Origin of the sequence: Corallococcus sp. CA049B (assembly GCF_003611685.1) — a bacterium.
Taxonomy (GTDB): domain Bacteria; phylum Myxococcota; class Myxococcia; order Myxococcales; family Myxococcaceae; genus Corallococcus; species Corallococcus coralloides.
Genome location: NZ_RAWC01000057.1, coordinates 1 through 26,997, shown reverse-complemented (window position 1 = coordinate 26,997; position 26,997 = coordinate 1). Strand labels below are relative to the sequence as shown.

Here is a 26,997-nt window from a genome sequence, read left to right as displayed (position 1 = left end):
GATTGATTCGTGGGTCAGTCGCGCCGAGCGTGGATGACGCGCAGCGTCTCGCGGCGCTCGAAGCGGTTGCCGGCGGCGTCGCGGGCGACGAACACCAGCTCGTAGGAACCAGCGGGCGTGCCCTCGGGGATGACCAGCGACTGGGTGAAGCGCAGGCCGTCCGTTGAGTCGAGCAGCTGCTGGTCCTCGCCGAAGAGCTCGCCGTACACGCTGACCTCCTGCGTGGCCTCCACCGCGTCCACGTCCAGCGTCAGCGTGTCACCGGGAGAGAGCTCCTTGTGGGAGAGGACGACGTCGAAGTCGTTGCCCTGGGAGTCCAGGCGGTAGCGCACCTCGCTGCGCTCCACGCGGCCGTCCGCCAGCTCCGCGATGATGAACACGGTGTAGTAGCCATCCGAGACACCCAGCGGCACGAGGAACCGGCCGCGCCACGAACGGGTGAGGTTGTCGAACGTGAGCGGCTTCACCAGGCCGAAGGGGAAGTAGGCGGTGACGCGGCGGGCGTTGCGCGGGGCGCGCACGGAGATGATGGGGTCACCGGGGGGAATCTCCTCGCGGCTGAGCGCGCCGGAGACCATGCCGTCGGGGAGCTGCACGGGGACCATCTCGCGGACCGACTCGCCGTTGGGGGCCGTGCGGGCCACCTGCTCCACCGCGACGAAGGACGTGTAGCGGCTCATCAGGTGGTACTGGAGCGCGGTGTCGGTGATGCCCTGGACGACTTCGGGCGTCTCGCCGCGGTAGCCCTCCACGGTGAGCTCCTCGATGCGCTGACGGGCCCAGAGGCTCTTGAGGGAGTCGTGCTCCGGGGCGACTTCGGGGAAGTGCACGGGCACGTCGAAGTGACGGACCTGGCCACGCACGCGGCCGGAGATGCGGAGGACGCCGTCACCGGTGCCGGTGAACTTGCCCACGAGGAACAGCGGCTGGCCGGCGAAGAGGTCCGGCACGGACTTCGGGTACACGTCGCTGACGGGCAGGCCGTCCGTGTCCACCACGACCGAGGTGAGGACGGGGCCGCGCATGCGCTGCTCGAACTCGCGGGCGACGTCCTCCTCCGGGCGGTTGAGGTTGACGAGGGTGGAGGCGCCGCGGCCGAGCTCGCCCATCTTGGTGATGAGGTAGCGGTTGGTGCTGGAGCCCACGCCGGCGGAGAAGATGCGCGTCTCTTCACGCAGGTTCTCCTGAAGCGTCTTGAGCACCCACTCGTCACCGCCGATGAGGCCGTCCGTCATGAAGAGCACCATGCGCAGGCGGGCGGGGTCGTTCGGGGGGACCATGGCCTCCTGGGCGGCGATGCGCACGTCGGTGCCGCCACCGCCCCAGAAGTTGGCGACGTAGGGCAGGGCGCTCTGGATGTTCTCCGGCGTGGCGGGGACGGCGGTGGGCGCGAACTTGGTCACGCTCGTGTCGAAGTTGAGGACCTGGAAGGTGTCCTCGGGCATCAGGTGGTTGAGCACCTCCTTCGTGATGGCCTTGGACTTCTCGATGGCCAGGCCGGACTGCGAGCAGGACGTGTCGAGCACCATGTAGAGCTCGCGCGGGACGATCTCCCGCTGGGTGGGAGACAGCTGCGGGTTGAGCATCACCAGGAAGTAGCCGTGGTCCGCGCCGGGCTCGCGGTGCATGAGGACGGCGGGGCGGATGAGCGCGTCGGCGACGACGTACTCCAGGATGAAGTCCTTGTTGGGGATGCGGTCATCGCGGCCCAGGCTCACGGTGGCGCGGGACTGGCTGTCGCGCTTCACGTCCACGCGGTGGGTGGTGGAGCGCAGCGACTGGACCGGGAGGCCCGCGTCCAGGCGCACGGTGAGCTGGATGTCATGTCCGCTGCGCGTGTCGGCGAGCACCGGAGGCGTGATGCGGCTCGCGTCGGGGACGGAGGTGGTGTCGGGCTCCACGCCTTCGCCCTGGCGCGTGGGCAGCGGCTCGCCGCCGATGAAGCGGGGGGCGACGACCATGGGGAAGCTGAAGCGGTAGGTGCCGGCGTCGTAGGTGAGGCGCTCCACGTAGTGGATGCGCACGCGGATGGTCTCGCCGGGGAGGATGTTGGCGACGGACTGGGTGAAGATGTTGGGGCGTTCCTGGTCGAGCAGCGCGGCCGTCTTGCCCTCGGCCTTGGCGCGCTCGTAGGTGTCGCGAGCCTGCTCACGGGTCTGGATGACGCCCGTGATGACGCGCTCGCCGATGTGCATCTCCATGCCATCCACGGCGGCCAGCTCCGGCAGCGGGAAGACGTAGAGCGCTTCCAGGGGAGCGGAGTAGGGGTTCTCGAACACCTGCGTGACGGTGACGGAAGCGAGGAATCCACTGACCTCCGCGTCCACCTCCGTGTGCTTGAGGCTGAAGGTGCGCGGCTCGGTGTCGGGGCACTCGGTGGCCTCTGCCTGCTGAGGCTGCGCACGGAAGCGAGCCACCAGGGTGCCCTGGGCGACGCCCGCGGTGGGCGAAGCGGCCGGAGAGCAGGGTTGCTGAGCGGAGGCCGGGGCGGCCAGAAGGCAGACGAAGAGCGCGGCGAGCAGGACTCGCATGGTCGGGAACCTTGGTTTCAGGGTGTGCCCGGGGACATTGCAGCCCCCGGGCCAACCCCGGTTCCCCTCTGAGAGGGCAGGCCGTGTGGCTGTGAAGCCACACAGCCGTGTGTCAGCCGCCCTTGAGCTGGAGCGTGGGCACCGCGCCCTCGCCCAGCACCAGGTGCACCTGGCCCACCTTCGCGGCCAGGTCCTTGTACGCCTCCAGCTCCTTGAGCCGCACGAGCAGCGGGTTCTCCGCGAGCACCTTCGCCGTCTGCGCCATGGAGCGCGTGGCCGCCGTCTCCTCGCGCCGCAGGATGACGTTGGCCTCCGCTTCCTTCTGCGCCTGGATGACCCGGTTGAGCAGGTCCTTCATCTCCTTCGGCAGCACCACGTCCTTGATGCCGAAGCGCAACAGCTCCAGGCCCACGCCCTCCGCCCCCGACTTCACCTGCGCGTACAGCTCCGAGGACACCGCCTCGCGCGCGGCCAGCAGCTCATCCAGCGTGCGCGTGGACACGGCCTCGCGCGCCGCGAGCTGCATGGCCAGGTAGAGGATTTCATCCGGCGCCCGCGCCACCACCGCCAGCCGCCGCGCGTCCACCACCCGGTACGCCGCGGACAGGTTGAGCCGCAGCGTCACGCGGTCCTTCGTCATCACCTCCTGGCCGGTGACGTGGAGCAACTTCTCGCGCAGGTCGATGACAGCGAACTGCACCTTGTGTGCGACCGTCCACGCCGCGTGACGGCCCGGCGGCAGCACCGCGTCCAGCACGCCGTTCACGTAGCGCAGCGCCACCGTGCCCTCCGTGGCCGTGGTCTCCACGTAGTCGCTGGCCGGAATCAGCGCGCGCACCTCGTCCCGCGGGGGCTCCGTCGCCACCCCGGACACGTCCACGCGCTCCACTCGCACGGTGGGCGTCTCGGGCCGACCGGTTCGACCGGGCAGCCGCTGCGCCGTCCACACCTGGTGCTGACCCCGACCCAGCCACCGCACCGGCTGGCCGTGATGGAAGACCACCGCGCGCTCGTCCGCGCCCAGCTCCAGCACCTGGAGGTCCTTCTCCGGCACCAACGCGAGCTTCGCTTCATCCAGCCGGGTGACCGGTGGCTCCAGCGGCACGCGCTCGACGCGGACGTTCTGGAACGGACGCACCACCCAGTGCCGGCCCGGCCCCAGGTACTGCTCCGCCTTCCCGTTCACCACGACGAACAGCCGCTCGTTCTGCGCCACTTCCACCCGACCGATACCCATGACACGTCACCTCGACGACAAGAAAAGAGTGCAGCCCGGCTGCTGGAGAAAAAGACCCCGCCGCCCCACGGGCGCGTCGCGCGAACAGACCGTCCGGATCCGCGTTCACCCTCCCGAGTAGCCGCACCGGATGCTGGTCACGGACGGCGACCGGAGCGTTCCGCGTGAAGCACGGAAGCCTCCGGAGGCCCTGGCGACCGGCCAGTGTGCGGCGTGGGGAGGAGGACGCGGTGGACTCGCGTTGACACCAGCGGAAACGACGGGGTCCCGATGAACGAAGGAATCGAACCTTCAAATGCGAGAGTGTCCGTCTCGTGCTCTACCGTTGAGCTAGTTCAAGTGAATGCCCAGCCAAGGGCCTCGATGCGCGCCTCACGGTGGCGCGCGACCGGTACGGCCTTCGATAGCGGCAGGAACACCCGGGTGTGATGGCCGTGAGGAACGTCCGAGTCTCATGCACCGGCGCAAAGCGCCCCCGCATGGAACCGGACGCCTCGGGACAACCCCGTGCGCCCCCTGAAGTTCGCCGACGGGGCCACCGGACGCGAGCGTGCGGAAATCCTGACGGCGCATGTCCCAGGCCCTGGGGCTCACGTGTCCAAGAGCCGCGCGTTCGATGCGCCACCTTGGAGGATCCATGAAGCGAGCCGTGTGGGTCGTGATGCTGGGAATGAGCTGTGCGCTGCTCGGGGCCTGTGGGGGGGGAAGCGCCGGAGGCAGGGCCGCCGGAGGCGAAGAGGCCGGGGGTAAGGACGCGGGAGGCGAAGACGTCGGCTGGAGCAGGGGCTCCCTGGAGGTGCATCTCTCCATGGAAGAGGGCTCCTGCGCCGTGGCGGCGGCGACGGTGACCCTGAGGTCGGGTGATCCGAGCCGTCCCGCGTACCCGGAAGTTGGGCCCCTGCCACTCAACGTGAGGGATGGCGTCATCGAGGGGAGGACCCTCAGCGACGGCATCTACGAGGGGCTGGCCTGGTTGGTGGAGGTGGAGGGGTACGACAGCAATGGTGTCCCCGTGTACTCGGGGAACGACACCGTGGCTGTGTATGGCGGCGGAGTCGTGTCAAGCGCGTACATCAAGGTGCGGCCGCTCGCGAACTGTCTTTAGGGGGATGCGCCTCAGCCGCGCGTCACGTCCCACCAGCCGAACCACATCACGCGCTCCTCGGCCATCAGCTCCCAGCCCGGCCCGTGCGCGTAGTCGCGGACCCGCAGCCCCGCCGCCTCCACGGCGCGCGCCGTCTCCTCCGCGCTCCACAGGTGCAGCGTCACGTCCGTGTCCGCCGTGCGCACCCGTCGCGTGGACGCTTCGTGCGCCTCCACCCCGGGCCTGCGCTCCAGCACCGTGAACAACATCCGCGCGCCCGGCTTCATCACGCGGCCCAGGTGCCCCAGCACGCGCGGCAGGTCGTCACAGAAGTCCAGGCACCCAATCACCAGCACGACATCGAACGTGCCCAGGTCCTCCGGCACCGGCTCCAGATAGCTGTGCACGCGCCACGTGCCGGACGGCCGCGAACGCTTCGCCAGCTCCAGCATCTCCGGCGCCAGGTCCAGGCCCACCACGTCCACGGACGCATCCAGTCCGCGCGTGTGCAGCGCCGGGCCACAGCCCACGTCCAGCACGCGCATCCCTGGCTTCATCACGTCCGCGAGGAATCGCTCCACCCGGTCGCCGTAGCGGTGCAACGCGGGGTAGAGCACCTCGTAGGCGGAGGCGATCTCCCCGTACACCCGCGCGACGGCGGCCTCTTCACCCCTGCCGCCGTCCCCTTCGTCCGCCATGCCGTGCGCTCCTGATCAACAGCGCGGGCACCGTATCACGGCGTGTTGTTGCTTCCCGGCTTGCGGAACACCGCGAGCGACCGCCCGGCCATCTCGAACTTCCCGGGCTTCATCTCTTCATCGCCGCGCTGGTCGTCCGCCGTGTACAGCTCCAGCCGCCACGCGCCGCCTTCGCCCGGCGGCGGCACCGTGAAGGGCACCGGCTCATGGTGCGCGTTGAGCAGCACCAGCAGCGAATCACCGCTGACGCGCTGGCCCCGCTCGTCCGGCGTGGGGATGGCGTCACCGCCCAGCAGGAACGCCAGCGAGCGCACGAAGGGCTTCTGCCAGTCCTCCGCTCCCATCTCCGTGCCGTCCGGCCGGAACCACGCCAGGTCCTTGTGCTCGGACTCCCACAGGTGCTCGCCCTGGAAGAAGCGGCGGCGCTGGAGCACCGGCTGCCCGTGGCGGAACTGGATGAGCTTGCGCGTGAACTCCACGAGGTCCTGGCGCGTCGTGTCCAGGTTCCAGTCCACCCACGACAGCTCGTTGTCCTGGCAGTAGGCGTTGTTGTTGCCCTGCTGCGTGCGGCCCATCTCGTCGCCCGCGACAATCATCGGCACGCCCGTGGACAGGAACAGCGACGCCAGCAGGTTGCGCTTCTGCCGCTCGCGCAGGGAGATGATGTCGGTGTCGTCCGTCTCTCCCTCCACGCCGCAGTTCCACGCCTGGTTGTCATCCGCGCCGTCGCGGTTGTGCTCGCCGTTGGCCTCGTTGTGCTTGCTGCTGTACGTGACCAGGTCGTGCAGCGTGAAGCCGTCGTGCGCGGTGACGAAGTTGATGGACGCCTGCGGACGCCGGCGCGCCGCCGCGAACAGGTCCGCGCTGCCCGTGAGCCGGTAGCCCACCTCCGCGGCCTGGTTCTCGTCACCCTTCCAGTACTTGCGCAGCGCGTCCCGGTACTTGCCGTTCCACTCGTGCCACGGCGACGGGAAGCCGCCCACCTGGTAGCCGCCCAGGCCCACGTCCCACGGCTCCGCGATGAGCTTCACGCGGCCCAGCACCGGGTCCTGGTTGATGATCTGGAAGATGGGCGCGTTCGGGTCGTAGCCCCCCTTGCCGCCGCGGCCCAGCACCGTGGCCAGGTCGAAGCGGAACCCGTCCACGTGCATCTCCTCCACCCAGTAGCGCAGGCTGTCCACGATGAAGCGCGCCGTCTGCGGGTTGGACGCGTTGAGGCTGTTGCCGCACCCCGTGAAGTCCAGGTAGTGCCGCGCCTCCGGCATGGTCCAGTAGTACGACGCGCTGTCGATGCCCTTGAACGACAGCGTGGGCCCCAGGTGGTTGCCCTCGCACGTGTGGTTGTACACGACGTCGAGGATGACCTCGATGCCCGCCGCGTGCAGCGACTTCACCATCGACTTGAACTCCGCCACCGCGCCGCCCGGCGTCTTGCGGCTGGCGTAGCGCTGCTCCGGGGAGAAGTAGTTCAGCGTGCTGTAGCCCCAGTAGTTCGACAGGCCCTTGTCGTTGAGGAACGAGTCGTCCGCGAACGCCTGCACCGGCAACAGCTCCACCGCGGTGATGCCCAGCTTCTGCAGGTGCTCGATGATGGCCGGCGAGCCCAGGCCCGCGTACGTGCCGCGCTGGTGCTCCGGCACGCCCGGGTGGCGCATGGTGAGGCCGCGCACGTGGGCTTCGTAGATGACCGTCTTGCGCCACGGGATGTCCAGGCGCCGGTCATTGCCCCAGTCGAAGAAGTCGCTCACCACCACGCCCTTGGGCATGCCGGCCGCGCTGTCGCGCTCGTCGCGCATCAGGTCCTTCTTCGGATGCTCCAGGGGGTAGCCGAACACCGGCTGCTTCCAGTCCACCTCGCCGTACAGCGCCTTGGCGTAGGGGTCCACGAGCAGCTTGTGCGGGTTGCAGCGGTGCCCCTTCTCCGGCTCGTAGGGCCCGTGCACGCGCAGGCCGTACAACGTCCCGGGCTCCAGGTCCGGCACGTAGCCGTGCCAGACGAACTCGGTGCTCATCGGCAGGTCGAAGCGTTCAATCTCCTTCGTCGGGTCCGCCCGGTCGAAGAGGCACACCTCCACGCGTGTGGCCACCTGCGAATACACCGCGAAGTTGGTGCCCGAGCCGTCGAAGGTCGCGCCGCGCGGCCAGGGCTTGCCCGGCCAGATCTCCCGCTTGCTGCTCATGCGTCTCGCTCGATTCCGTGGGGAAACTGCCGCCGGAATGTGGGTGCGGCTGCGCGATGCGGCAAGACGTCCGGGTGCGCTGACTGTCCACCGGCCAGCGCTTCGGCAAGTGGTCGGTGCTGAAACGAAGTGCCCCGTCAGGCGGCGACAGCGTGGTCCAGCGAACGCCAGGTGCCCAGGGCCCAGTCCTGCTCGTCCGGATCATCGAAGCTGACCACGCAGAGCGCCCGGCGGTTGCCGGAGCGGCACAGGGCCGTCAGCCGGCACTCGCCGGGGCCCACGTGCAGGGACGCGCGGCCGCTGACGCGGGCGCCGCGGTGCTCCAGCTCCAGGGCCTTTCGCTCCGGGCTGGTGGGCGCCAGCTGCTCCTCCGCGGAGTCCTCCAGGGGCACCACGCGCACGGTGCGGCGGTGGTCTCGGGCCACCCAGCTGCCGTCCTGCAAGCGCGTCTCCGCCAGGGAGCCGGGGATGCGAATCTCCCAGCCCTCGGGGAGCGCCACCTGCACGGAGCCCCGCCGGTAGCCCATGGACGGCCCCACGCCGGGCGACTCCAGGGCGCGGCGGTGCACCTCCTCCGCCACCGTCCCGCCCATGCCCAGATAGCCGAGCACCTCCTGCCACTCGCGCCACGGATAGGGGAGCGTGGGGTCCTCGCGCCAGGCCTGCTCCAGGAGCCGGGCCACGTCGCGCAGGCGCTGGCGCTCCTCGTCCAGGAGCGGCGGGCGCCAGACGACGTCCGTCCACAGCCGGCACAGGGCGCGATTGAAGCGCTCGCGCGCGTCCACGCCGGGGTTCCACCAGGGGAACACGTCCATGCCCAGCCGCGGGTCTTCATGCACGGTGCGCAGCCAGCGCTCGTCGCGAGGCCCCATGGGCGTGAGCAGCGCGCCCGGGTGCTGGAAGGTGTGGCCGAAGCGCATGGACAGCGCGAAGCCGGAGTTGCCCAGCTCGCGCATGCGCAGCACCTGCCCCACCGAGTGCTGGAGCCAGCCCAGGAAGTGCTTCTCCACCAGGTCCACGTCCCCGCCGTGGAAGTAGCCCGTGGCGTCGCCCACGCCCACGTCCTCGTCGGGCGGGGCCCAGGAGATGCCGTGCAGGTCGCCCAGCCCCTTGAGCAGGTCCACCAGGTAGCGGTGGTAGCCGGGCCCCGCGGCGCTGGTCTCCGCGGACACGACGATGCGCTCCTGGGTCGTGGCGAGCAGCGCGACCTCCGCGGCGGCCGGGTGCAGGCGCAGGCGCAGCACGGGCGCGCCCTGGGGGCCCTCCTCGATGCGGGAGCCCTCCAGCACGCCTTCGGCCACCTGCTGGAACCAGGCCTCCACGCGCTGGAGCCAGGACAGGGACGCCTCCGGGGGGGCGAACAGCGGATCGCTTGCTCCTCGTCGGCCTGCCAGCAACAGCTTCATGCGTTGGACGCTTTCGGTGGTGTGGGTGCGCGCTGCCTGGACCTCTTTGGATAAGCCCCCGCCCGCTCCCTGTCATCCAAGAGAGACGCATTCCGGAGGCCGGGGGGCATGCGGGCAGGGGGGCGCCCGGTGGCGCGAAGTCCCCGCCCACCCCAACCTGAGAGGGGAAAGGAGGCGTTCGTCATGAGCAAGAACAAGAAAGACGTGCTGCACATCCCCTTGGAGGACCTGCCTCCAACGCGCGAAGCCGGAACGGAAGAGGAGCGGCGTGAGCGCAGCGTGCCGTCCACCTTCGACCCGGGTGGCGGTCCCGGCAACGGGCCGGGTGACAACGGCAGCCCGCGCATCATCGAACCGGTGGGCCAGCCCTTCTCGCCGGGCGTCAAGGTGACCTGAGCCTCCAGGTCCCGCTGTCTCCATGACCCCGCTGACGCCTCTCGCGCGTCGGCGGGGTCTTGTTGTTCGCGCGCAAAGCCCGGCCGCTGGAAACGGCGAAGCGCCCGCGACCGGTGAAGGTCACGGGCGCCTGGCATGTCCACCCAGGAGGGGGACCTAGCGCGTGGTGCCGTTGTTGGGCGCCATCGTGCCGGTGGAGTCCGGCACCGGCGTGGTCATGTTGCCCTTGGCGCCGGAGTTGTTCGGGTCGAGCGTGGAGTCATTGGGCAGGCTGCTGTCGTCCGGGATGTCGCTGTCGTCCGGCTCCATGCCGGAGCCGCCCGTGCCCGGCTCGGTCATCTCGCCGTCGTGCACGCCGGGCTCGGCCTCACCGGTGCCCGCGCCGCCGGTGCCCGGGTCCAGGGTGCCGTCGTTCGTGGCGGGCGGCAGCGTGGAGTCATCCGTCGTGCCGGAGCCGCCGGTGTCCATGTCCGACGGAGGCGTCGTCGAGTCCTGCGACGTACTGCCTGTGTCGTAGCCGGAGCCGCCGCTGCTGGGAGGCGGCGTGGTGGTGGTGCCGGAGCCGGACGTGTCCGTGCCCATGCCGCTGGAGTCCGTGGGCATGGTGGAGTCGGAGGCCGGCGCCGGCTCGGTGCCGCGCGTCGCGGACTGGTCCGACTTACAGCCCGTGCCGAGCGCGAGCGCGCCCGCGAGAACCGCCGCCACCGTCAGCTGCGTCTTCAGGAAGTTCTTCATGTGGATTCCCCCGATAGGTGTCTGACTGCTTGAAAGGTCCTGGCTGCCTGCAGGACCGAAGGTGAGCAGGCCCCCCGGTGTGTGCAGGGGTGGCTCATCCGCCTGCCTGCTCGGGGGACGGCGTGGGCGGACGGAGGGGGAGGGTTGCGCGGGACGAGGATGTCCTCCGCGCGCCACGCCCGCTGGCCCGGAGTGCGAGCCAGCGAGCGGGACCCGTGCGACTCAAGGGCTCGGGGGCTGGGTCACGTTGCCGCCACCGAGCGGCGTCACGGAGTTGCTGGACGTGTTGCTGTCCGGGGTCAGCGTGTTGCCGCCCGGTGACAGCGTGGTGGGCTGCGAGCCCGTGATGCCCGGCGGCGTCATGCCCGTGGCCGGTGGCAGCACCGCGCCCGTGCTGGACAGGGTGCCCGTCGGAGTCCCCGGCGTGACGGTGCTGGTGGAGGCGCCCGGCGCCATGGTGCCGGGCGTCGTCGTGGCGGGCGGCATCAGCGCGCCCGTGGTGGCGGTGGAGCCCGTGGAGCCCGCAACGGTGGTGCTGGTGCCGGGGGCCAGCACCGCGCCGGTGCCCGTCACGGTGGTGGCCGAACCGGGCGCCACCACGGTGCCCGCGCCCGTCACGGTGGTGGCGTTGCCGGGGCTCGGCGGCAGGGCGCTGTACGGCTGCGGAATCACCGCGCCCATGGACGTGCCGGTGCCGCCGGTGCCCGTGTTCGCGCCGGTGAGGTCGCCAATGGGCTGCGTCGTCGGGCTGGCCGACACGCCATTGATGGGGTTGGGGGTGCCCGGCGCCGCGCCCGGGTTCGGCTGGCTGGTGGTGATGGCGCCCGCGGAGTTCGGATCCACCTGCGCGTGCGCGGAGCCCAGCGCCAGGGTGCCCGCCGCCACGCTCATCCAGATCCATTGCTGAGACATCGCTTTCGCTCCTTGCCGGTGGAGGGCCGGGCGGTCGACGCCTCGGCCTGGTGGGAGGGCGTGGGCCGCGAAAGGACCCTCAGCCATCCCTCATGAGTTGCTCACCCAGGCGCCTCGGGGGAACCGCACGGTGGCGCCGCTTGCGCTCGGAGAGCACCAGCAGCAACGCCGGGAAGGTCACCAGCATGATGAGCAGGTTCATCCCGAACCCCACGTTGGCCAGGGCGCCAATCGAGTTGAGGCCCGGGTGGTCCGCGAGCAGCAGCGCGCCGAAGCCCACCGCGCTCGTGAGCAGGCCGCCGCAGATGGCCTTGCCCGTCTCCGAATACACGCGCACGAAGTCGCTGCGCGGCGACGCGAGCCGGGTGATGAGGTGCACGCCCGCGTCCACCGTCGTCCCGATGAGCACCGGGATGACCAGGATGTTGAGGTAGTTGAACTCCATGTCCAGCAGCGGCATCAGCCCCAGCACCGCGAACAGCGACACCACCGTGGGCATCAGGCACAGCAGCGCGGCGCGCAGGCCGCCCAGCGTCACCCACATGGCCAGCAGCACCGTGAGCGTGGAGCCCAGCAGGATGAACGGCGCCTCGTGCGACACCAGGTTCACGATGTCCGCCTGCACCATCGCCTCACCGGCCACCACCGCAGGCCGGCCATCCGGCAGCACCATCCCGCGGACCTCCTTCGCCATCCGGCGCATGGCCTGACCGTTGGATTGATCCGCGGACGGATACACCAGCACGAAGCCGGTCCCGTGACCGCCGCGTCCCTCGAACTGCTGGCGCACGCTGGAGGGCAGGTCCGCCTCGGTGAAGGGCTTCGCTTGCACCTGCCTGCGCAGCTCCTCCAGCTGCCCGCGCTGCTCCGGGGTGAGCCGCCCTTCGGGCACGTCCTCCACCAGCTTCCCGATGTCCTTCAGGATGGCCTGCTTCTCCGCCTGCCGCTGCGGCACCAGGTTCGCGAGCGCCGCGACGAAGTCCACCGTGGAGTTTCCGCCCTGCTGGCGCTTGCGCGCCTGGAGCTCCCGGACGACCGCGGCCTCCTCCTCGCGGGAGTTCGTCAGCACCACCAGCGGGACCTGCGAATAGCCGATGAGCTGGTTGACGGCGCGGTCCAGCACGAACGAGTCCAGGCGCTGGTCCTGCAGCGAGCCGATGTCGTAGTCGAACCGCAGGCGCGGCAGCTGCGTGAGCAGGCCCGCGACCACGAGCGCGGACACGACGGTGAGCAGCCCGCTCCGGTGGGTGATGACGCGGCCCAGCGGCGCCTCCGTCGTCTCCGTGGCGTTCGCGCGAGGCCTCCAGCCCCAGCGCGCCCCCAGCCCCAGCACCGCCGGCAGCACCAGCACGTACGCGAGGATGAGCACCAGCATGCCCACGCCCGCGATGACGCCGAACTCGCGGAACGCCGTGAGCTTGGAGGTGCCCAGCACGAAGAAGGTGAGCGCCGCCACCAGCGCGGACACCAGGGCCGCGCCGCCCGTGTGCGTGAAGGACTCGCGCGTGGCCTGTTCAGAGGAGCATCCCTCTCCGCGCAGCGTGAGGTAGCGGCCCAGCAGGTGGATGCCGTGCTCCACGCCCAGGCCGCCCAGGATGGCGCCCAGGAAGGCCGTGAGCAGGTTCACGCGGCCGTACGCCACGGCCACCAGACCGTAGGTCCACGCCAGGCCCGCGCCCACCGGCGCCAGCACCATCCCCACCGCGAGCACGCTGCGGAAGTGCAGGAACAGGTACAGCAGCACCAGCACCGTGGCCACCGTGGAGGACACCGCCACGTCGCGGGTGATCTGCGCCTGTTGATCCATCTTCTTCTGGAACGAGCCGGTGATGGCCGTGTGGAAGCCCGGCCCGTACTTCGACAGGTCCTGCTGCCGCAGGACGCCCCGCACCTCCTCGACGATCTTCGTGGAGAAGGTGAGGTCCGCGGACGACACCTCCGGCTTGGCCAGCACCACCACGCGGCGCGCGGCCGGGTCCAGGTAGTAGTCGCTGGGGTGGCTGGACAGGCGCGTCACCGCGCCGCTGGCGTACTTCTCCTCCAGGTCGGAGAAGTCCAGCGGCGGGGGCGGGGCGTCATCCAGCGAGACATAGAGCGGGTTGGCCTGCTCCTTCTCCCAGGTGAGGCGCGCGTCGATGCGGCGCTCCACCTCCTTCAAGTCCTCGGGTGACAGGAAGTAGAGCGCGTGGCTGCGGAAGAAGCTGCTGGGGCGGGTGATCTCCACGTAGCGGATGCCCGGCAGCGCCTCCAGCTTCGGCGCCACGTCCTCCGCGAACTTCTGGAGCTGCGCCGGGTCCCCGTCCTCGCCCACCACCACCACCCACCCCTGGGCGCCGAAGCGCTGCTCCAGGGTGTGGATGGCCTGCACGCTTTCGAAGGACCGGGGCAGCAGGTCCACCAGGTTCGCGTTGAGGGCCAGGTGCCGCGCGGACAGCAGCCCCACGACGGACAGCACGAGCGCGCAGACAAGCGCCGTGAAGGGGCGGCGGTGGTTGTGCGCGGCCAGCGCACCCATCGTGCGCTCCACCCGGTGCCTCCACGTGCGCTCCGCGGCTGAAGACGGATTCGAGGCCATGGACCCTGCCCCCCAAGCGGCGCCTGCTTCCCGGCAGGGCCCGTTTCGAAGCGAAAGCTGGCCATGCCTCGGTCCTCCGCCACGGTGGCGCGAGGGGTCGCTCCGCCCGTCCGCCGACACCGAAGGGGTGGGGCAAAATGCCTCAACGCTCAGAGGAGAAGCCGATCCCCTGGCGTGACGCGCGCAGGGGCGGCATACATGGCGCGGCCGGGCCTTGTTGTCTTTGTTCCCGGGCCAGGCATGCGGCCGGTGGAGGCCCCGGGTCGATGCCTGGACGCACGGTGGCTCGGGGCATATACGCGAGAGCAGCCCGGTTCGTTCGGGCTCAAGGTTGTCCCCGGCCGTCACGGCGCGGGCTTTCAGCAGGAAATCACATCCATGAGTGAGACGCGGTGGTCCGGACGGTTCGAGGCGGCGATGGGCTCCCTGGCGGCCCGCAGCCACCGGAGGCCCTGGGTGGCGCTGTTCGTGATGCTGGTGCTCACGGGTCTGGGCGCCTTCTTCGCGCGTGACCTGCGCCTCAACGCGGACCTGGCCAACCTGCTGCCCAAGTCGTTCCCGTCCGTCCAGGACCTGGAGAAGCTGCGCACGCGCTTCGGCGGTCAGGGCAACGTGGTGGTGGCCGGCATCGGCGCGGAGCCGGAGCAGCTCAAGCAGTTCGTGGATGACATGGCGCCGAAGCTGGCGACGCTGTCGGAGATCCGCTTCGTCAACGCGCAGCGGCCCAGCCAGTTCTTCGACGAGCGCGGCCTCTACTACGTGGACCTGCCGGACCTGAAGACCATCGAGCAGCGCATCGACGCGCGCTTCGCGTGGGAGAAGGAGCAGGCCAACCCGCTCTTCGTGCGCCTGGAGGAGGAGCCGGCCCCGTCGCTGGACTTCAGCGACATCCAGAAGAAGTACACCGGCGGCGCGAACATGCGGCTCGCGGGGCAGGGGAGCACGTACTACCTGGATCCGCAGGAGCGCATGGTGGTGATGCTCCTCAAGGCCAGGGGCTCCTCCGCGGACCTGGGCTACTCCAAGCAGGTCATCACCCAGGTGGAGGACTACCTGGCGAAGCAGGACCTGTCGAAGTACGGCCCCGGTTTCCGCACGGAGATTACCGGCACGTTCAAGAAGAAGATCGACCAGCAGGCGGTCATCACCGGCGACCTGGCGCGCGCGTCCTCGCTGGCGCTGGTGCTGCTGCTGGCCTACCTCATCTTCCACTTCCGCAGCGGGCTGTCCGTGGGCCTCACCATGGTGCCGGTGATCGCGGGCCTGTCGTGGACCTACGGCTTCGTGGGCATCGCTTACGGGCAGGTGAACCTGCTCACGGGCTTCCTCGCGGCGGTGCTGGGCGGCCTGGGCGTGGAGCACGGCATCCACCTGCTGGGGCGGTGGGGCACGCTGCGCTCGGAGGGCATGACATCGGAAGAGGCGGTGCGCGAGACGTTCAAGCACACGGGCTTCTCCGCGCTCATCTCCGCGCTGGTGGCGGCGCTCACGTTCCTCTCCCTGTCGTGGTCGGAGTTCAGGGCGTTCCACGAGTTCGGCGTCATCGCGGCGGTGGGCATGATGGTGAGCGTGGCGTCGTACCTGCTCATCCTGCCGGCGCTCTTGGGGCTGGTGTCGCGCTGGGGCTGGGTGCCGCGCGAGCACCAGTCGCAGTCCGGGCCCATGGCGATGCTGGCGCGCTTCCTGCCGCGCCGCTACCGCGCGGTGGCCATCGTCATTGGCGTGGCGCTGGTGGGGCTCATCAGCCAGGCGTACCGGGTGAGCTTCAACTACGACTCCACGAAGCTGGATGACGTGTCGCTGCCGAGCGTTCGGTTGGACAAGCGCATCGACCACATCCTGGGCTACTCGGCGACGCCGGTGGTGGTGCTGACGGACTCGGAGCCGATGGAGCGCGAGGTGGTGAAGCAGCTCCAGGCGCGCAAGGAGAAGTTCGGCAAGGACTCCACCATCGACTTCGTGGGCGCGCTGGAGGACCTGGTGCCGCGGCAGCAGGAGGAGAAGCACGCGCTGCTCCAGTCCATCCACAAGAAGCTCCAGCGCATCGACCCGGAGCGCGTGGACAAGGCCCAGCGCGACGACCTGCTGCGCGCGGTGAAGATGACGGCCGCGAAGCCCTTCGTGCGCGAGGACTTGCCGGTGAGCCTGCGCCGCCAGTTCGAGCCGGCGGCCGGCCAGAAGGGCGGCGTGGTGCTCGTCTACGCGAACGTGAGCCTGTCGGACGGCGTGGGCACGCGGCGCTTCACCAAGGAGGTCCGCAACCTCCAGATGCCGGACGGCAGCCAGGTGTCCGCGGCGGGCGAGGCGCTCATCCTGGCGGACATCCTGGACATGGTGGCCTCCGAGGGCCCGCGCATCCTGGTGGCCGCGGTGGTCAGCGTCTTCCTGGCCATGTGGCTGACGCTGGGCAGCTTGCGCAACGCGGTCATCTGCATGCTGCCCACGCTCTTGTCCATCGCGGCGCTGGTGGGCCTGATGTCCCTCATGGGCCTGCAGTTCAACTACCTGAACATCGTCGTCATCCCGGTGCTCATCGGGACGACGGTGGACGCGGGCGTGCACCTGATTGAGCGCCTGGGCGAGCCGGGCGCGGACTTCGTCACCGTCTACGCGGAGACGGGCCGGGCCATCACGGGCGGCCTGCTGACGAGCGCCATCGGCTTCCTGGCGCTGGTGTTCGCCAAGCACCCGGGCCTCAACTCCATTGGCGACCTGGCCAACCTGGGCTTCGCGGTGAACATGGTCATCGTGCTGGTGGGCTTCCCGGCGCTGCTCCTGTTGGTGGACCGCTGGCGCAACAAGCACAGCGCCGCGTCCGCCCCGGCCAGCGACGACGGAACCGAGCGCCCCGCGGAGAGCTGAGCCGCGCAGCGCGGCTTCATGCAGGCAAGGAGGCCCCGGCACCGCACGCCGGGGCCTTTTTCATTGCGCCCGGAGGGGCCGGCGCCGTTCCGCAAGGCGACACTGCGGAGGGACGAACGGGCATGGGCACCCAGCTGTCTCCGGTCCCATCTTCACGCGGTATGGGGCGTCCATACTTCAGGCATCAATCCGGCCGGATGTTCGAGAGCGCCTTCATGGAGGCGGCCTCGAAGCTGCACCCGGCGGTGCCGGTCCTCCTCTACGTCCCGCTCACGCTGGGCCTGCTCGGGTGGGGCCTGTCAGGGGGACGGACGACGGTGGGGCGGGCCCTGCTGTTCATCCCGCTGGGCGGGCTGACGTGGGTCTTCATGGAGTACGGCATCCACCGGTTCTTCTTCCACTGGGAGGGCAAAGGCCGGCTCACCCGGAGGGTGCATGAGATTGCCCACGGCTACCACCACAAGTACCCGGACGACTCCCAGCGACTGGTGATGCCGCTCATCGTCACCGTCCCGTTGTCCTCGCTCATCGGGGTGTCGCTGTGGTGGGTGGGCCGTCCGGCGGAGATGCTCCCGTACTTCGTGGGCATCGTCTGGGGCTACGTGACCTACGACACCCTCCACTGGGCCACGCACCACCGCACGCCGCGCACGGCCTGGGGCAGGGCGCTGCGCGCGCACCACATGGCGCACCACTTCGCGACGCCGGACCGCAACTTCGGCATCAGCAACCGGTGGATGGACATGCTGATGGGGAGCGGCGGGCGGCGCTCCAAGCGCGAGGGGAAGAGGGTGTCAGGCGACGACGCCCGCTCCGAGGAGCGCTCCAGTCTGAAGGTGTGAGCCGCCGCCGGGGCACCCGTTCATCCCCACCCGGCCGGTCCTTCACTCCTGGCCCGCGTGGCTGAATCCTCTCAGTCCCGAGACTGGGGGGAACATGACGATTCAGTTCGGCTTCATCGACCAGGGGGATGGCGCCAACCTGCGGACGCTCCCCGCGGAGATGAAGAGCTCCACCTGCCTGACTCCTGCGCCCCTGCCTCCGGGCACGCGGGTGAGCGTCATCCGGGACCATGCCCAGGCGCCTGGCTGGTCCTACGTGTCCACCGTGGTGGGGGGATACCTGCTGCAAGGCCATGTGCAGGCCTTTCGCATCACGACCCAGCTGCCGGAGCCCGCGGCGACGCTCTATCAGGTCCGTGCAGGGGACCGCCTGGAGCCCATCGCCGCGCGCCTCTACCGGCAGGCCATCCAGCCGGGACGGGACCTGCGCTTCTACGAGAAGGTCATTCATCACGTGAACGTGAAGAGTGGCCGCAAGGGGGTCCAGCACCTCGACGGTGACGTGCGGCTGGTCGCGGGCGAGCGCATCTGGCTGGTGAGCATCGCCTTCGCCAACCAGCTCCAGGGAATCGTGTCGAGCGGCTCCATCACCCACGAGGCGATGGCCCAGGCGCGCAAGGCCGCCCGGCACCTGGAGGACGTCCTCACCTCCGTGAAGCAGGCGGACCGGTACTTCGGAGAAGTGACTGGCCAGTACGGCAAGGCCATCCTGGACAACTGGCTGGAGATCTCCGCGATGGTGGTGGGCTTCATCGCCGCGGAGGCGCTGTCCACCTTCCTGGCGGCGACGCCCACGGGGGTGGGACAGCTCGCGGCGGCGCTCATCCAGTTGGGTCTGGCGGCGTTCGGAGCGCATGGACTCATCGAGGCCGGAGGGGAGGCATTGAAGCACGCGCAGCTGTGGCTCACCCAGGCCTGGGAGGCCAATGGCTCACCGGAGAAGCTGAAGGAGGCCAGCAAGTCCTTACTTCGAATGCTGGTGAGCATCGCGATGGCGGCGCTGGCGCTGATGGGTGTGAAGACCAACGCGGGACGTGGGCTCAAGCTGATGACGTCCGTGAGAATCACCCCGCCCCGCATCTACATGATGGCGGCGGCGGGCCCCGGCGGTGCCTACGCGGGTGTCCCCGTGTACCAGCCGGGCTCCATCACCGCGGCTCCGTCTGTTCCGCTGCCGTTCAATCCCTGGGGCTCCGGCACGCCGTTGTTGTCAAAGGCTGTCGAGGAAGGCGGGACGTCCAAGCCGGACTCCGAGCCCACGCTGACCGAGCGCACGCTCAGCGACGCCGAACTGGAGAGGCTGCTGGAGAAGCTCCCCAACTGGGAGAAGCTCAAGGACTTCGTTGGACGCCGCATCCCGGCGGAGGGAACACCGGAGTTCAACGCGTTCAAGCGGGAGCTCCAGGCCGCGGGCTACCGCCTGGAGAAGTTGAGCTCGGAGTCCCAGCCCTTCCGGCTGCGCCGTCCGGACGGGAAGGCCCTGGGCGACGAGTACGGGGCGCTCACGGTGACCAAGGACGGGCTGGTGGTGCTCAAGGTCGGCAAGGGCACACCCCGCCTGAGCGTCTTCACCCGCTACCGGAAGAACTACCTGGACTGGGTGGAGCAAACCCAGGGCCCGGCGGCGCGGGCGGCGGCGGAGGTCCGGCTCTCCGCGGGCCATCCCATGCATCACCTCATCCCCGATGAGATCGCCCAGACCCACCCACTGATCCGCACCGCCATGGAGCGGCTCAAGGGCTACACGATTGACCGGGGGTCGAACATCCTCGACATGCACTCCGGGCTCAACGTGGAAGGCCAGCTCATCCACTCGGGCAGCCATCCCCTCTACAGCAAGTTCGTGCGTGCCCGGCTTGAGGCCGCCTGGGATCGACTGGGCGCGAAGGGCCCCCCTGCCAGTTGGACGCCCAAGGTCATCGAGGAGGCCCTCCTCAAGGTCGAGAACGAGCTGCGTCAGGCCATCCAGTCCGGAAGCCTGAAGGAGCCGGTCATCAAGGTGATCCAGGAGCAGCGCGGCGGTAGGGTGCTCACGGGGAAGAAGCTGGCCTTGCTGGAGCTGTCCGCCCTCGGGGAGTCACACACCACATGATGTATGCATTGGCGACGGATGTCTCCCACCTCAAGGAGGATGCGGAAATCTATGACGCCCATCTCATCGAGTTCGATGGCTTCGAGTGCGTGACGTTTCGCGACCCCGGCATCGACTACCAGCGACAGCGGGGCGCGCCCGAAGTCATGGAGTTCGTCGGCGACCTGGAGAGGATCGCCGGGCTCGACCACCTGTTCACCGCGCCCCTGGGGTGGTTGCTGCTCTCCCGGCGCATGGTGCGCGTGCTCGAAGCAGTGGGCCCGTTCCGCCACCGCCTCATCCCCACGGTCATCTACTCGGAACGCATCAACCACCTCGTGCAGAGCGGGTACCCTCGGAGGCGGACCTGGCATTCAGTGACGGACCCTGCGCTGAAGAACGAGGACTTCGTCATCCTCCAGTTGCTGGAGCGGACCGACTGCCTCGACCGGGAGCGCACCCTCGTGAAGGGTGTGCCCTTCCACCAGTGCGGCGAAGAGCTTTTGGGCGAGGATGACGCCGAGCCGCTCGTGCTCCGTCCGCCACCCGGAGGCTTCCCGCCCGTGTTCTCCGTCCCCGAACTGCTCTATTACTGCTACACCGAGGAGGCGCGGCAGGCGTGTGAGCAGGCGGGACTGAAGGGCCTGTGGTGGCGCCCCCAGCCTTGAGCCCGGAGCCTAAGCGGCCTGCTCCGGCACGCCCGTCCACGCGGCCACGAAGTCCGCGAGTCCCCGCAGCTGCCGGTCATTGAGCGTCGCCTGCCAACGCGCGTGGCGCACCGCCCGGTACGCCTCCGGCGCGTCCCAGCCGCGCGCCACCATCACCGCCAGCCCCATCAGCGGCCCGCGCCCCACGCCGTGCTCGCAGTGCGCGTACAGCACGCCGCCCGCGTCCAGCCGGGGCAGCGCCCAGCGCACCCCTTGAGACAGCTGCTCCACGGACGGCGGGTAGCGGTCCGTCACCGGCAGGCTGAGCAGCTCGATGCCCAGCGCCGCCAGCGCCTCGCGGTCGTCACAGCGCTCCGCGCGCAGGTCGATGACGCAGGTGATGCCCCGGTCCTTCAGCTCGCCGTAGCGCGCACGGGGCACGCTGCCGCCCACGTGCAGCCACGGGTTCACCTGGGACACGTTGAGGGCGCGCTTGCCGGGCAGCTTGGTGGTCCACTCCACCCCGCGCGCCACCACCCGCAACACCTGCTTGCGCACGAACCCCCGGACCCCGGGGACGTGATGCACCGACCGCAGCAACGACTCGCTCACGCTGAAAACCCCTGCCGGTTACTCGCCTTCCAACGTCACTTCCATCAACCCGTCCACCGGCGCCTTGCCCGGACGCTCCATCACGCCCCGCAGCAGGTACGTCACCGGCGAGCCCACCACCGGCCGCACCAGCCCGCTCAGCACGCCCAGGGACTCCACCGGCGCGCTGCGCTGGAGCAGCGACGTGCCCTTGAGCGTCACGGCCGGCTTGCCGTCGCGGTCGGTGAGCTCCGCCCGCCACGTGCTCTTCTCCTTCGCTCCCGTCTGCGTGAGCGTGAAGGACTCCAGGAGCTTCGCGGCCCCCTTGTCCTCCCAGACGTACACGGGCGCGTAGTCGCCCCCATGGCCCTCGCGCCCCAGCACCACCGCGTACGGCGGGCCCTTGATCGCGCGGAAGCGCACCCAGCGCTTCGCCAACTTCGCCGGCGCCACCGTGCTGCGCGAGTGGTCCGCGTACCCGCCGCCCGACAGCGTCACCGCCTCCGCCTTGGGCACCTGGAGCGTCACCTTCACGGGGCTGCCGGCCACCAGCACCTCGTGGCGGTAGCGGTCCTTGCCTTCCTCCACCACGGAGCCGTCCGGCGACCACGGCTCGGGCTTGCGCGCGTACTCCAGCGTCACCCGGCCGTTGTCCAGGGGCGCGTCCACCGTCAGGCCCGTGTCCGAAGCCCGGGCGAGGCACGTGCCCAGCTTCAAAGTGTCCGTGGTGGGCGCGTAGCTCCACTCCTTCGCGCCCACGCGCGTCTGGGGCGACCAGACCGCCTTGCCCGGCCGCAAGACCGTGGCGCGGCAGATGCCCGTGCGCGACCCCGGGCCAATGTTCGTCACCGTCAGGTTCACCGTCACGTAGGTGCCGTCTTCCGTGTCCGCCACGAAGGAGAAGCTCTCTCCGTACCGGTCGCTGGAGTCGTAGGACAACCCCAGCACGCCACCCGCAGCCGCCACCCCTGGAAGCGAAAGCAGGGCCCCCACCCACAGGGCCCTCAAGCCGCGGGCGAGCGTGTCACGCCGCATGGGGCCGCTGCTCCAGGAGCTCGTCCGAGGTGTCGTTGAAGACGTAGTCGCGCTGCAGGGGCAGGTTCCACGCGAAGTACACGACGCCGCGCACCAGCCACCAGCCCAGCGTGTACGCCAGCTGCGGGTGCAGCGTGAGCAGCGCCACGCCGCCCGCGTTGAGCAGCGCGCTGGTCGCGCTCACCAGCGTGTAGCGCGCCAGCTGCGGCGCCACCGCCCCCTGGCTGCGGAAGGTGATGACCCGGTTCAGGGTGTAGTTCACCACGCCGCCCAGCACGCAGCCGGCCACCGTGGCCCACACCGGGGAGAGGCCTCCCCACTCCACCATGCCCAGCACCGCCACGAAGTCCACCGCCGTGGCGATGGCACCCGCCGCCGCGTTGAAGCCGAACAGCGCCACGCCCGAGCGCTGCTTCACCGGCTTCTTGGGCGTCAGGGCTCGTACCAGCGTGCGGAAGCGCGCCAGCGCCGTGACGTTGCTCAGCACGGCCACGAAGACGAGGCCCGCCACCGCCAGCCAGTGCATGGGGTGCTTCTCCGTCGGCCAGAACAGCGCCTCCAGGATGGGCGACAGCGCCGTGCCCACGCCCAGGAACAGCACCCGCTCCAGCCGCTGCATCGCGCCGTCGCGCACGCTCACGCCCAGGCCTTCACCCTTGGCGCGCACGTACGGCACCAGCGAGGAGCCCATCAGCGCGCCCAGCGCGGGCAAGAGCACCCAGGTGTCCCGGTAGTACCAGGCCAGGCCCATCAGGATGGCGGAGTCCACGTACCGGTCCAGCACGGAGTCCAGCGCCGCGCCCGCGGGGTTGGCCTCCTTGCGGGTGCGCGCCACGCGGCCGTCCATCACGTCCAGCACGCCCGCCAGGAGGAACAGCCAGCCACCCAGCGCGAAGCGGCCCGCCGCCACCGCCACGCCGGACGACACGCCCAACAGGCCCGACAGCATGGACAGCGCGTTGGCCGGCAGGCCCGAGCGCAGCAGCACCCGCCACAGCGGCTGGATGACCCAGAAGAAGTAGTGGCGCAGGAAGAAGCCCACCAGCACCGACTTGCCGCGCGTCAGCGTCTCCGCGTCCTGGGGGATGCCCTTGATGGCACACCGGATACAGAAGAGCACCAGGCCCACGAGGAAGTACGCGACCGCGAACAGCGCGGGCGCCAGCGCGGTCCAGATGCGCGCAGAAGGGGACAGGTCTCCACTCAGCAAGGCCAGCATGTTGTCATGCACGGGTGTTCCCTCCAGACGGCAGGGTCACGGGCGCCATCCCTGGCGCTCCCATGGCCCGTCTTGCGAAGACAGCCCTCACGACCACGAAGGCCACGACCGCCGCGATGCTCCCCGCGAGCACGTCGAGGACGTAGTGGTGCGTGAGATACACGGCGGAAAAAGCGACGAGCAGCGCGAACAAGCTGGTGCCCACCCGCCACGCGGGGCCCTTGTGCCAGAGGACGAGCACCATCATCAGCGGGTAGGCCGCGTGCAGCGACGGCATGGCCCCGAAGACGTTGGGGTTCTTGGCGTAGAAGTTCGCGAAGTAGCGGATGCCGAAGAAGGCGTCGAAGCGCGCGGTGCCCGCTGGACTGGGCGGCGCCGACAGGTCCGCGAGTCCCGGCCCGTACTTCAGCACGTACCAGGGGGGCGCCGCGGGGTAGAGCACGTAGGTGACCACGCCGATGGCGTTCACCACGAAGAAGGCCCAGCACAGCTGTTCGAACCTCGCGTCCTTCTTGAAGAAGAACCACAGCGCCACGAGGAAGACCTCGTAGAGGTAGGCCGCGTAGGCCCAGCCGCACAGCAGGTCCAACGGCGTGTTGGGGTGCCGCGACCACCACTCGGGCCAGTGCGTGCCGCCCGGGGCGGGGAACAGCAGCTTCTCCAGGTTCCACAGGTCGCCGGTGTGGATGGTGCCGCGCAGCCACAGCCACAGCGGCTGGCTGTCCAAAATCATGCCGGTGAGCCACAGCGGGAACGCGCCGCGGAGGAACCGCCGCGGGCCGGCGCCGGCCCAGGCCAGCACCACCAGCAGCAGGTCCGCCGCGACGTGCTCCCACCGGACTCTTCCGGTGGAGACCACCAGCGCGAAGTGGCCCGCCGCCATGACGGTGACGAGCCACTTGAACGCGGAGTCGTTCTTAGCGGGAGAGAGGGAGGTCATCCCCGTAGTAGTCCATCCCCAGGTGCGTGATGGGCTCTTCGCCCGCGACGACGCGCAGCGTGTTCTTCAGCTTGGTCAGCTGGATGAACAGGTCGTGCTCCACCGGCAGGCCCGGGTGGGCCATGGGGCTCTTGAAGTAGAAGGACATCCACTCCTGGATGCCCCGCCACTCCATCCGCTTGGCCAGGTCCATGAACAGCGCGATGTCCAGGACCAGCGGCGCCGCCAGGATGGAGTCGCGGCAGAGGAAGTTGACCTTGATCTGCATCGGGTAGCCTAGCCACCCGGTGATGTCGATGTTGTCCCAGCCCTCCTTCGCGTCGCCGCGGGGCGGGTAGTAGTGGATCGACACCTTGTGCGAGTACTTGTTGTACAGCTCCGGGTACAGGTCCGGCTGCAGGATGGTGTCGAGCACGCTCGACTTGGTCACTTCCTTGGCCTTGAAGGCCTGCGGATCATCCAGCACCTCGCCATCCCGGTTGCCCAGGATGTTGGTGGAGAACCACCCCTCCAGGCCCAGCATGCGCGCCTTGAGCGCCGGCGCGATGACCGTCTTCATCATCGTCTGGCCGCTCTTGAGGTCACGGCCCGCCACGGGCACGCCCTCCAGCTTGGCCAGCTCCTGCAGCGCGGGCGTGTCCACGGCCGCGTTCGGCGTCCCGTTGGCGAACGGCACGCCTTCCTTGATGGCCGCGTAGGTGTAGAGCGCCGTGGGGTTGATGTCCGTGCTGTTGCTGTCCAGCGCCTTCTCGAAGTTGGCCAGCGTCTGGAAGGCCTCCGGCAGCGGGCGGAAGGTCTCCACGCTGCTGCACACCACCATCACGGCGCGCTTGGCGTTGAGCTCCTTCTTGAAGTCCCGGATGTCCTGGCGCAGCGCTTCAATGCTCTCGCGGTGCGTCTTGGTGGCCTTGATGTGGTTCGCCGCGATGCGGCGCACGAACTCCGGATCATGCACGCCCGGCTTCGGCTTGATGCCCTGGAGGAAGGGCTTCACCTGCTCCAGGTGCTTGTCCGTCAGCACGCCCGAGCGCACGGCCACCTGGTAGGCGTCCTCGCTGATGATGTCCCACGCGCCGAAGACGACGTCGTCCAGCGTGGCCAGCGGCACCAGCTCGTTGAGCTTCACGGTGCGGCCGTCGGTGCGCTTGCCCAGACGGGCCGTGCCCATCTGCGTGAGCGAGCCAATGGGGGCGCCCTTGCCCTGCCGCGCCAGCTCCACACCCGCCATCAGCGTGGTGGAAACCGCGCCCAGGCCCGGGATGAGCACCGCCAGCTTGCCCTCGGGCTTCGCGACCTTCTTCTTGTTCTCCATCGTCCTGATTCCTTCGAATGGCGGGAAATCGCTCCGCCCAATGAGCGTCTCCGAGTCCGTCCCATCCGGCGCCGGCGGAAATGCCGGACGGAAGGTGGAAAATCTCGAAAGCGGATGGTTGATACTCTAAACCGTCTGTCACTTCAACGTGATGTGCGGACGGTGTCCGGCTCGTACCACGGCGTCGGCCGGCTGCATGACTCGGGCCGAGGGTGGGCTACAAGCCAGGACGAACGGCGCTGTCAGAGAAACAGCAATCAAGGAACAAAAGTCTCACCCACCACGGCGAGCTCCCTCGGGGGGGCCTGCCGGGTGGGTCGGGGTGGGACGGGTCCGAGGCTGTCCTGCTTTCACACACCCCCTGACACACGCGTCAGGATTTGAGAGCGTGGGAACCGCCGGCCTTCCGGCGGCCCCGTTCGGGTTCCCGTCAGTTGTGGCGTGGGGCGCCCCGGTCGAGCTTCTGGTTGTCGCCCGGGTGGTACTTGTCGCCGGTGAGGACGGCTTTCACGAACCCGACCAGCTGGACCATCTTGCTGTTGGGCGTGTCCCAGTACTCGGCCTTCTCGACGGAGACGCGCAGCAGGGCCAGGTTCGGATCATCCAGCCCCTGGGGGAACCAGGCCTTGAGGGCGGGGTTCCACAGCTCCTTGGCCTTGGCCTTGTCGTGGATCACCGCGCAGCGGCCGCTGACGGACACGTACCGGTCCCGCGTGGGGTCGGAGTAGCCGAGGCTGACATGGTGGTCCTTCTGCACCTCGTCCACCTTGTGGGTGTGGTCGTTGGTGAAGAACCACAGCTCCCCGTCGAAGTCCTTGTCGTAGGTCCACATCGGCCGGCTGCGCAGGCTGCCGTCGGTGTCCACGGTCGTCATCATCGCGACCTTGATGCCGTGGATGAGCTTGCCCAGGTGCTCCACCACGTCCTGCGGAGTCTTCGTCGTCGTCGTCATGTGCTCGCCTCCCTTGGCGGTTGAAGGTAGGCAGCGGTCAGGCGGCGAACATCGTCCGAACCGCCGGGTCGGCACCCCGGCAGCCGGGCGTGTGATAGGGGGCGTGCCGGGCCCACTCGCTTGTTTCGTCCTTCGGAACGAGGCGTGACGGCCGGGAGCGACAAGGGATGCTGAAGACCGCGTGGAACGAGTGGAGCCTGAAGGCGCTGCAGCTGGAGACGGCCCTGCTGGCGCTGGAGGAGATTGAGCTGCCGGACGCGATGCACGCGCTCCAGGACGCGGCCCAGCAGAAGCTGCTGGAGCTGGCGCGGGCGTGGCAGAAGACGCAGCCCGCGAAGGAGCCGCGCCAGTGGACGCGCGAGGAGAAGGCGGGCGGGGTGCCTCGCGACGAGGAGCTGGCGGACCTGGTGAAGGGCTTCCGCGAGGACGGCAAGACGTGGACGCTCTACCGCCTCACCAGCGACAAGAAGGAAGTGGTGGAGACGGTGGTGTCCGAAGGCCGCGCGTGCATGGCGGCCGGCGGCGAGTACTACCTGGGCCAGTGGGACGCGGAGGAGGGCGTGCTGGAGGTGGGGCGCGACGACGAGGCCGGCGAGCCCGGCACCGGGCTGGTGCTGGAGCCGGGTGGGGAGCTGCGCTACTCGCCTTCACCGGAGCTGGCGGACCTGTAGTCAGGACTCGAAGAGCTTCACCATCCGCGCGCGCAGCTTTTCGTCAGGCAGCCGTCCGAAGCCCGCCTTCACGTTGTCTTCCAGGTGGGCGGGGTCGGACG

General features: G+C 69.5%; 21 protein-coding genes and 1 tRNA gene. 7 read left to right on the top strand and 15 right to left on the bottom strand.

Features of this window, described 5'->3' with window-relative positions; all coding sequences use genetic code 11:
• Positions 1–14 precede the first annotated feature (14 nt).
• The 3 genes from D7W82_RS15435 to D7W82_RS15425 form a co-directional block, all read right to left on the bottom strand.
• Positions 15–2,531, bottom strand: a complete 2,517-nt coding sequence (locus D7W82_RS15435) for a VIT domain-containing protein (RefSeq protein WP_120619086.1) — start codon at positions 2,529–2,531, stop codon at positions 15–17.
• Between the two features lie 112 nt (positions 2,532–2,643).
• Positions 2,644–3,768: a slipin family protein gene (locus tag D7W82_RS15430; RefSeq protein ID WP_120619085.1), complete on the bottom strand. Its 1,125-nt coding sequence runs from the start codon at positions 3,766–3,768 to the stop codon at positions 2,644–2,646.
• A 268-nt stretch (positions 3,769–4,036) separates the two neighbouring features.
• Positions 4,037–4,106, bottom strand: a tRNA-Val gene (locus tag D7W82_RS15425).
• A gap of 299 nt (positions 4,107–4,405) precedes the next feature.
• On the opposite strand from D7W82_RS15425, the gene D7W82_RS15420 reads away from it, so the two are divergent.
• Positions 4,406–4,873, top strand: a complete 468-nt coding sequence (locus D7W82_RS15420) for a hypothetical protein (protein ID WP_120619084.1) — start codon at positions 4,406–4,408, stop codon at positions 4,871–4,873.
• 11 nt (positions 4,874–4,884) lie between these two features.
• On the opposite strand, the gene D7W82_RS15415 is transcribed toward D7W82_RS15420, so the two are convergent.
• From D7W82_RS15415 to D7W82_RS15405, 3 genes are all read right to left on the bottom strand, one after another.
• Positions 4,885–5,550 carry a class I SAM-dependent methyltransferase gene (locus D7W82_RS15415; protein ID WP_120619083.1) on the bottom strand — a complete coding sequence of 222 codons (666 nt, stop codon included), beginning with the start codon at positions 5,548–5,550 and terminating at the stop codon, positions 4,885–4,887.
• Between the two features lie 35 nt (positions 5,551–5,585).
• Positions 5,586–7,730 (bottom strand): glycogen debranching protein GlgX, encoded by a 2,145-nt coding sequence (glgX, locus tag D7W82_RS15410; RefSeq protein ID WP_120619082.1) that lies wholly within the window; start codon positions 7,728–7,730, stop codon positions 5,586–5,588.
• 137 nt (positions 7,731–7,867) lie between these two features.
• The gene (locus D7W82_RS15405) at positions 7,868–9,136 is read right to left on the bottom strand and encodes a hypothetical protein (RefSeq protein WP_120619081.1); all 1,269 of its coding nucleotides are present in this window, start codon (positions 9,134–9,136) and stop codon (positions 7,868–7,870) included.
• Positions 9,137–9,319: 183 nt separating this feature from the next.
• On the opposite strand from D7W82_RS15405, the gene D7W82_RS15400 reads away from it, so the two are divergent.
• On the top strand, positions 9,320–9,532 hold the full coding sequence (locus D7W82_RS15400) for a hypothetical protein (RefSeq protein ID WP_199727761.1): 213 nt from the start codon (positions 9,320–9,322) through the stop codon (positions 9,530–9,532).
• 156 nt (positions 9,533–9,688) lie between these two features.
• On the opposite strand, the gene D7W82_RS15395 is transcribed toward D7W82_RS15400, so the two are convergent.
• The 3 genes from D7W82_RS15395 to D7W82_RS15385 form a co-directional block, all read right to left on the bottom strand.
• Positions 9,689–10,267, bottom strand: a complete 579-nt coding sequence (locus D7W82_RS15395; RefSeq protein WP_120619079.1) for a hypothetical protein — start codon at positions 10,265–10,267, stop codon at positions 9,689–9,691.
• Between the two features lie 222 nt (positions 10,268–10,489).
• Complete coding sequence (locus D7W82_RS15390) at positions 10,490–11,179, bottom strand: hypothetical protein (RefSeq protein WP_147439345.1); 690 nt, start codon at positions 11,177–11,179, stop codon at positions 10,490–10,492.
• 79 nt (positions 11,180–11,258) lie between these two features.
• On the bottom strand, positions 11,259–13,754 hold the full coding sequence (locus tag D7W82_RS15385) for an RND family transporter (protein ID WP_233587601.1): 2,496 nt from the start codon (positions 13,752–13,754) through the stop codon (positions 11,259–11,261).
• Between the two features lie 378 nt (positions 13,755–14,132).
• Here D7W82_RS15385 and D7W82_RS15380 point away from each other — a divergent pair, with 378 nt between their 5' ends.
• The 4 genes from D7W82_RS15380 to D7W82_RS40960 all read left to right on the top strand — a co-directional run bounded on the left by D7W82_RS15380 (position 14,133) and on the right by D7W82_RS40960 (position 20,197).
• Complete coding sequence (locus D7W82_RS15380; RefSeq protein WP_120619077.1) at positions 14,133–16,616, top strand: RND family transporter; 2,484 nt, start codon at positions 14,133–14,135, stop codon at positions 16,614–16,616.
• Positions 16,617–16,813: 197 nt separating this feature from the next.
• Positions 16,814–17,458: a sterol desaturase family protein gene (locus D7W82_RS15375; RefSeq protein ID WP_233587596.1), complete on the top strand. Its 645-nt coding sequence runs from the start codon at positions 16,814–16,816 to the stop codon at positions 17,456–17,458.
• Between the two features lie 94 nt (positions 17,459–17,552).
• A complete protein-coding gene (locus D7W82_RS40965; protein WP_199727760.1) occupies positions 17,553–19,550 on the top strand; it encodes an AHH domain-containing protein in 1,998 nt (665 codons plus the stop codon).
• Entirely contained in the window at positions 19,547–20,197 is a 651-nt protein-coding gene (locus D7W82_RS40960; RefSeq protein ID WP_171427236.1) for a hypothetical protein, read from the top strand. The genes D7W82_RS40965 and D7W82_RS40960 overlap by 4 nt, the downstream gene beginning before the upstream one ends.
• Before the next feature lie 9 nt (positions 20,198–20,206).
• Here the strand turns inward: D7W82_RS40960 and D7W82_RS15350 are convergent, their stop codons facing one another.
• The 6 genes from D7W82_RS15350 to D7W82_RS15325 all read right to left on the bottom strand — a co-directional run bounded on the left by D7W82_RS15350 (position 20,207) and on the right by D7W82_RS15325 (position 26,225).
• The gene (locus D7W82_RS15350; RefSeq protein WP_120619076.1) at positions 20,207–20,788 is read right to left on the bottom strand and encodes a dual specificity protein phosphatase family protein; all 582 of its coding nucleotides are present in this window, start codon (positions 20,786–20,788) and stop codon (positions 20,207–20,209) included.
• Between the two features lie 18 nt (positions 20,789–20,806).
• A complete protein-coding gene (locus D7W82_RS15345; protein WP_120619075.1) occupies positions 20,807–21,802 on the bottom strand; it encodes a hypothetical protein in 996 nt (331 codons plus the stop codon).
• Positions 21,792–23,021, bottom strand: a complete 1,230-nt coding sequence (locus tag D7W82_RS15340) for a GtrA family protein (protein WP_216619216.1) — start codon at positions 23,019–23,021, stop codon at positions 21,792–21,794. The genes D7W82_RS15345 and D7W82_RS15340 overlap by 11 nt, the downstream gene beginning before the upstream one ends.
• Positions 23,022–23,025: 4 nt before the next feature.
• The gene (locus tag D7W82_RS15335; protein ID WP_120619073.1) at positions 23,026–23,961 is read right to left on the bottom strand and encodes a phosphatase PAP2 family protein; all 936 of its coding nucleotides are present in this window, start codon (positions 23,959–23,961) and stop codon (positions 23,026–23,028) included.
• Positions 23,939–25,273 (bottom strand): inositol-3-phosphate synthase, encoded by a 1,335-nt coding sequence (locus tag D7W82_RS15330; RefSeq protein WP_120619072.1) that lies wholly within the window; start codon positions 25,271–25,273, stop codon positions 23,939–23,941. Before D7W82_RS15330 ends, D7W82_RS15335 begins: the two co-directional genes overlap by 23 nt.
• Positions 25,274–25,703: 430 nt before the next feature.
• Positions 25,704–26,225, bottom strand: coding sequence for a pyridoxamine 5'-phosphate oxidase family protein (locus D7W82_RS15325; RefSeq protein WP_120619071.1), 522 nt, complete (start codon positions 26,223–26,225; stop codon positions 25,704–25,706).
• A 167-nt stretch (positions 26,226–26,392) separates the two neighbouring features.
• Here D7W82_RS15325 and D7W82_RS42350 point away from each other — a divergent pair, with 167 nt between their 5' ends.
• A complete protein-coding gene (locus D7W82_RS42350; protein ID WP_120619070.1) occupies positions 26,393–26,896 on the top strand; it encodes a hypothetical protein in 504 nt (167 codons plus the stop codon).
• Positions 26,897–26,997: the final 101 nt, after the last annotated feature.

Excerpts from the sequence above, each read along its gene's own strand:
- D7W82_RS15435 (WP_120619086.1), bottom strand. The coding sequence starts at position 2,531 with ATGCGAGTCCTGCTCGCCGCGCTCTTCGTCTGCCTTCTGGCCGCCCCG.
- D7W82_RS15430 (WP_120619085.1), bottom strand. The coding sequence starts at position 3,768 with ATGGGTATCGGTCGGGTGGAAGTGGCGCAGAACGAGCGGCTGTTCGTC.
- D7W82_RS15420 (WP_120619084.1), top strand. The coding sequence starts at position 4,406 with ATGAAGCGAGCCGTGTGGGTCGTGATGCTGGGAATGAGCTGTGCGCTG.
- D7W82_RS15415 (WP_120619083.1), bottom strand. The coding sequence starts at position 5,550 with ATGGCGGACGAAGGGGACGGCGGCAGGGGTGAAGAGGCCGCCGTCGCG.
- glgX (WP_120619082.1), bottom strand. The coding sequence starts at position 7,730 with ATGAGCAGCAAGCGGGAGATCTGGCCGGGCAAGCCCTGGCCGCGCGGC.
- D7W82_RS15405 (WP_120619081.1), bottom strand. The coding sequence starts at position 9,136 with ATGAAGCTGTTGCTGGCAGGCCGACGAGGAGCAAGCGATCCGCTGTTC.
- D7W82_RS15400 (WP_199727761.1), top strand. The coding sequence starts at position 9,320 with ATGAGCAAGAACAAGAAAGACGTGCTGCACATCCCCTTGGAGGACCTG.
- D7W82_RS15395 (WP_120619079.1), bottom strand. The coding sequence starts at position 10,267 with ATGAAGAACTTCCTGAAGACGCAGCTGACGGTGGCGGCGGTTCTCGCG.
- D7W82_RS15390 (WP_147439345.1), bottom strand. The coding sequence starts at position 11,179 with ATGTCTCAGCAATGGATCTGGATGAGCGTGGCGGCGGGCACCCTGGCG.
- D7W82_RS15385 (WP_233587601.1), bottom strand. The coding sequence starts at position 13,754 with ATGGCCTCGAATCCGTCTTCAGCCGCGGAGCGCACGTGGAGGCACCGG.
- D7W82_RS15380 (WP_120619077.1), top strand. The coding sequence starts at position 14,133 with ATGAGTGAGACGCGGTGGTCCGGACGGTTCGAGGCGGCGATGGGCTCC.
- D7W82_RS15375 (WP_233587596.1), top strand. The coding sequence starts at position 16,814 with ATGTTCGAGAGCGCCTTCATGGAGGCGGCCTCGAAGCTGCACCCGGCG.
- D7W82_RS40965 (WP_199727760.1), top strand. The coding sequence starts at position 17,553 with ATGACGATTCAGTTCGGCTTCATCGACCAGGGGGATGGCGCCAACCTG.
- D7W82_RS40960 (WP_171427236.1), top strand. The coding sequence starts at position 19,547 with ATGATGTATGCATTGGCGACGGATGTCTCCCACCTCAAGGAGGATGCG.
- D7W82_RS15345 (WP_120619075.1), bottom strand. The coding sequence starts at position 21,802 with ATGCGGCGTGACACGCTCGCCCGCGGCTTGAGGGCCCTGTGGGTGGGG.
- D7W82_RS15340 (WP_216619216.1), bottom strand. The coding sequence starts at position 23,021 with ATGCTGGCCTTGCTGAGTGGAGACCTGTCCCCTTCTGCGCGCATCTGG.
- D7W82_RS15335 (WP_120619073.1), bottom strand. The coding sequence starts at position 23,961 with ATGACCTCCCTCTCTCCCGCTAAGAACGACTCCGCGTTCAAGTGGCTC.
- D7W82_RS15330 (WP_120619072.1), bottom strand. The coding sequence starts at position 25,273 with ATGGAGAACAAGAAGAAGGTCGCGAAGCCCGAGGGCAAGCTGGCGGTG.
- D7W82_RS15325 (WP_120619071.1), bottom strand. The coding sequence starts at position 26,225 with ATGACGACGACGACGAAGACTCCGCAGGACGTGGTGGAGCACCTGGGC.
- D7W82_RS42350 (WP_120619070.1), top strand. The coding sequence starts at position 26,393 with ATGCTGAAGACCGCGTGGAACGAGTGGAGCCTGAAGGCGCTGCAGCTG.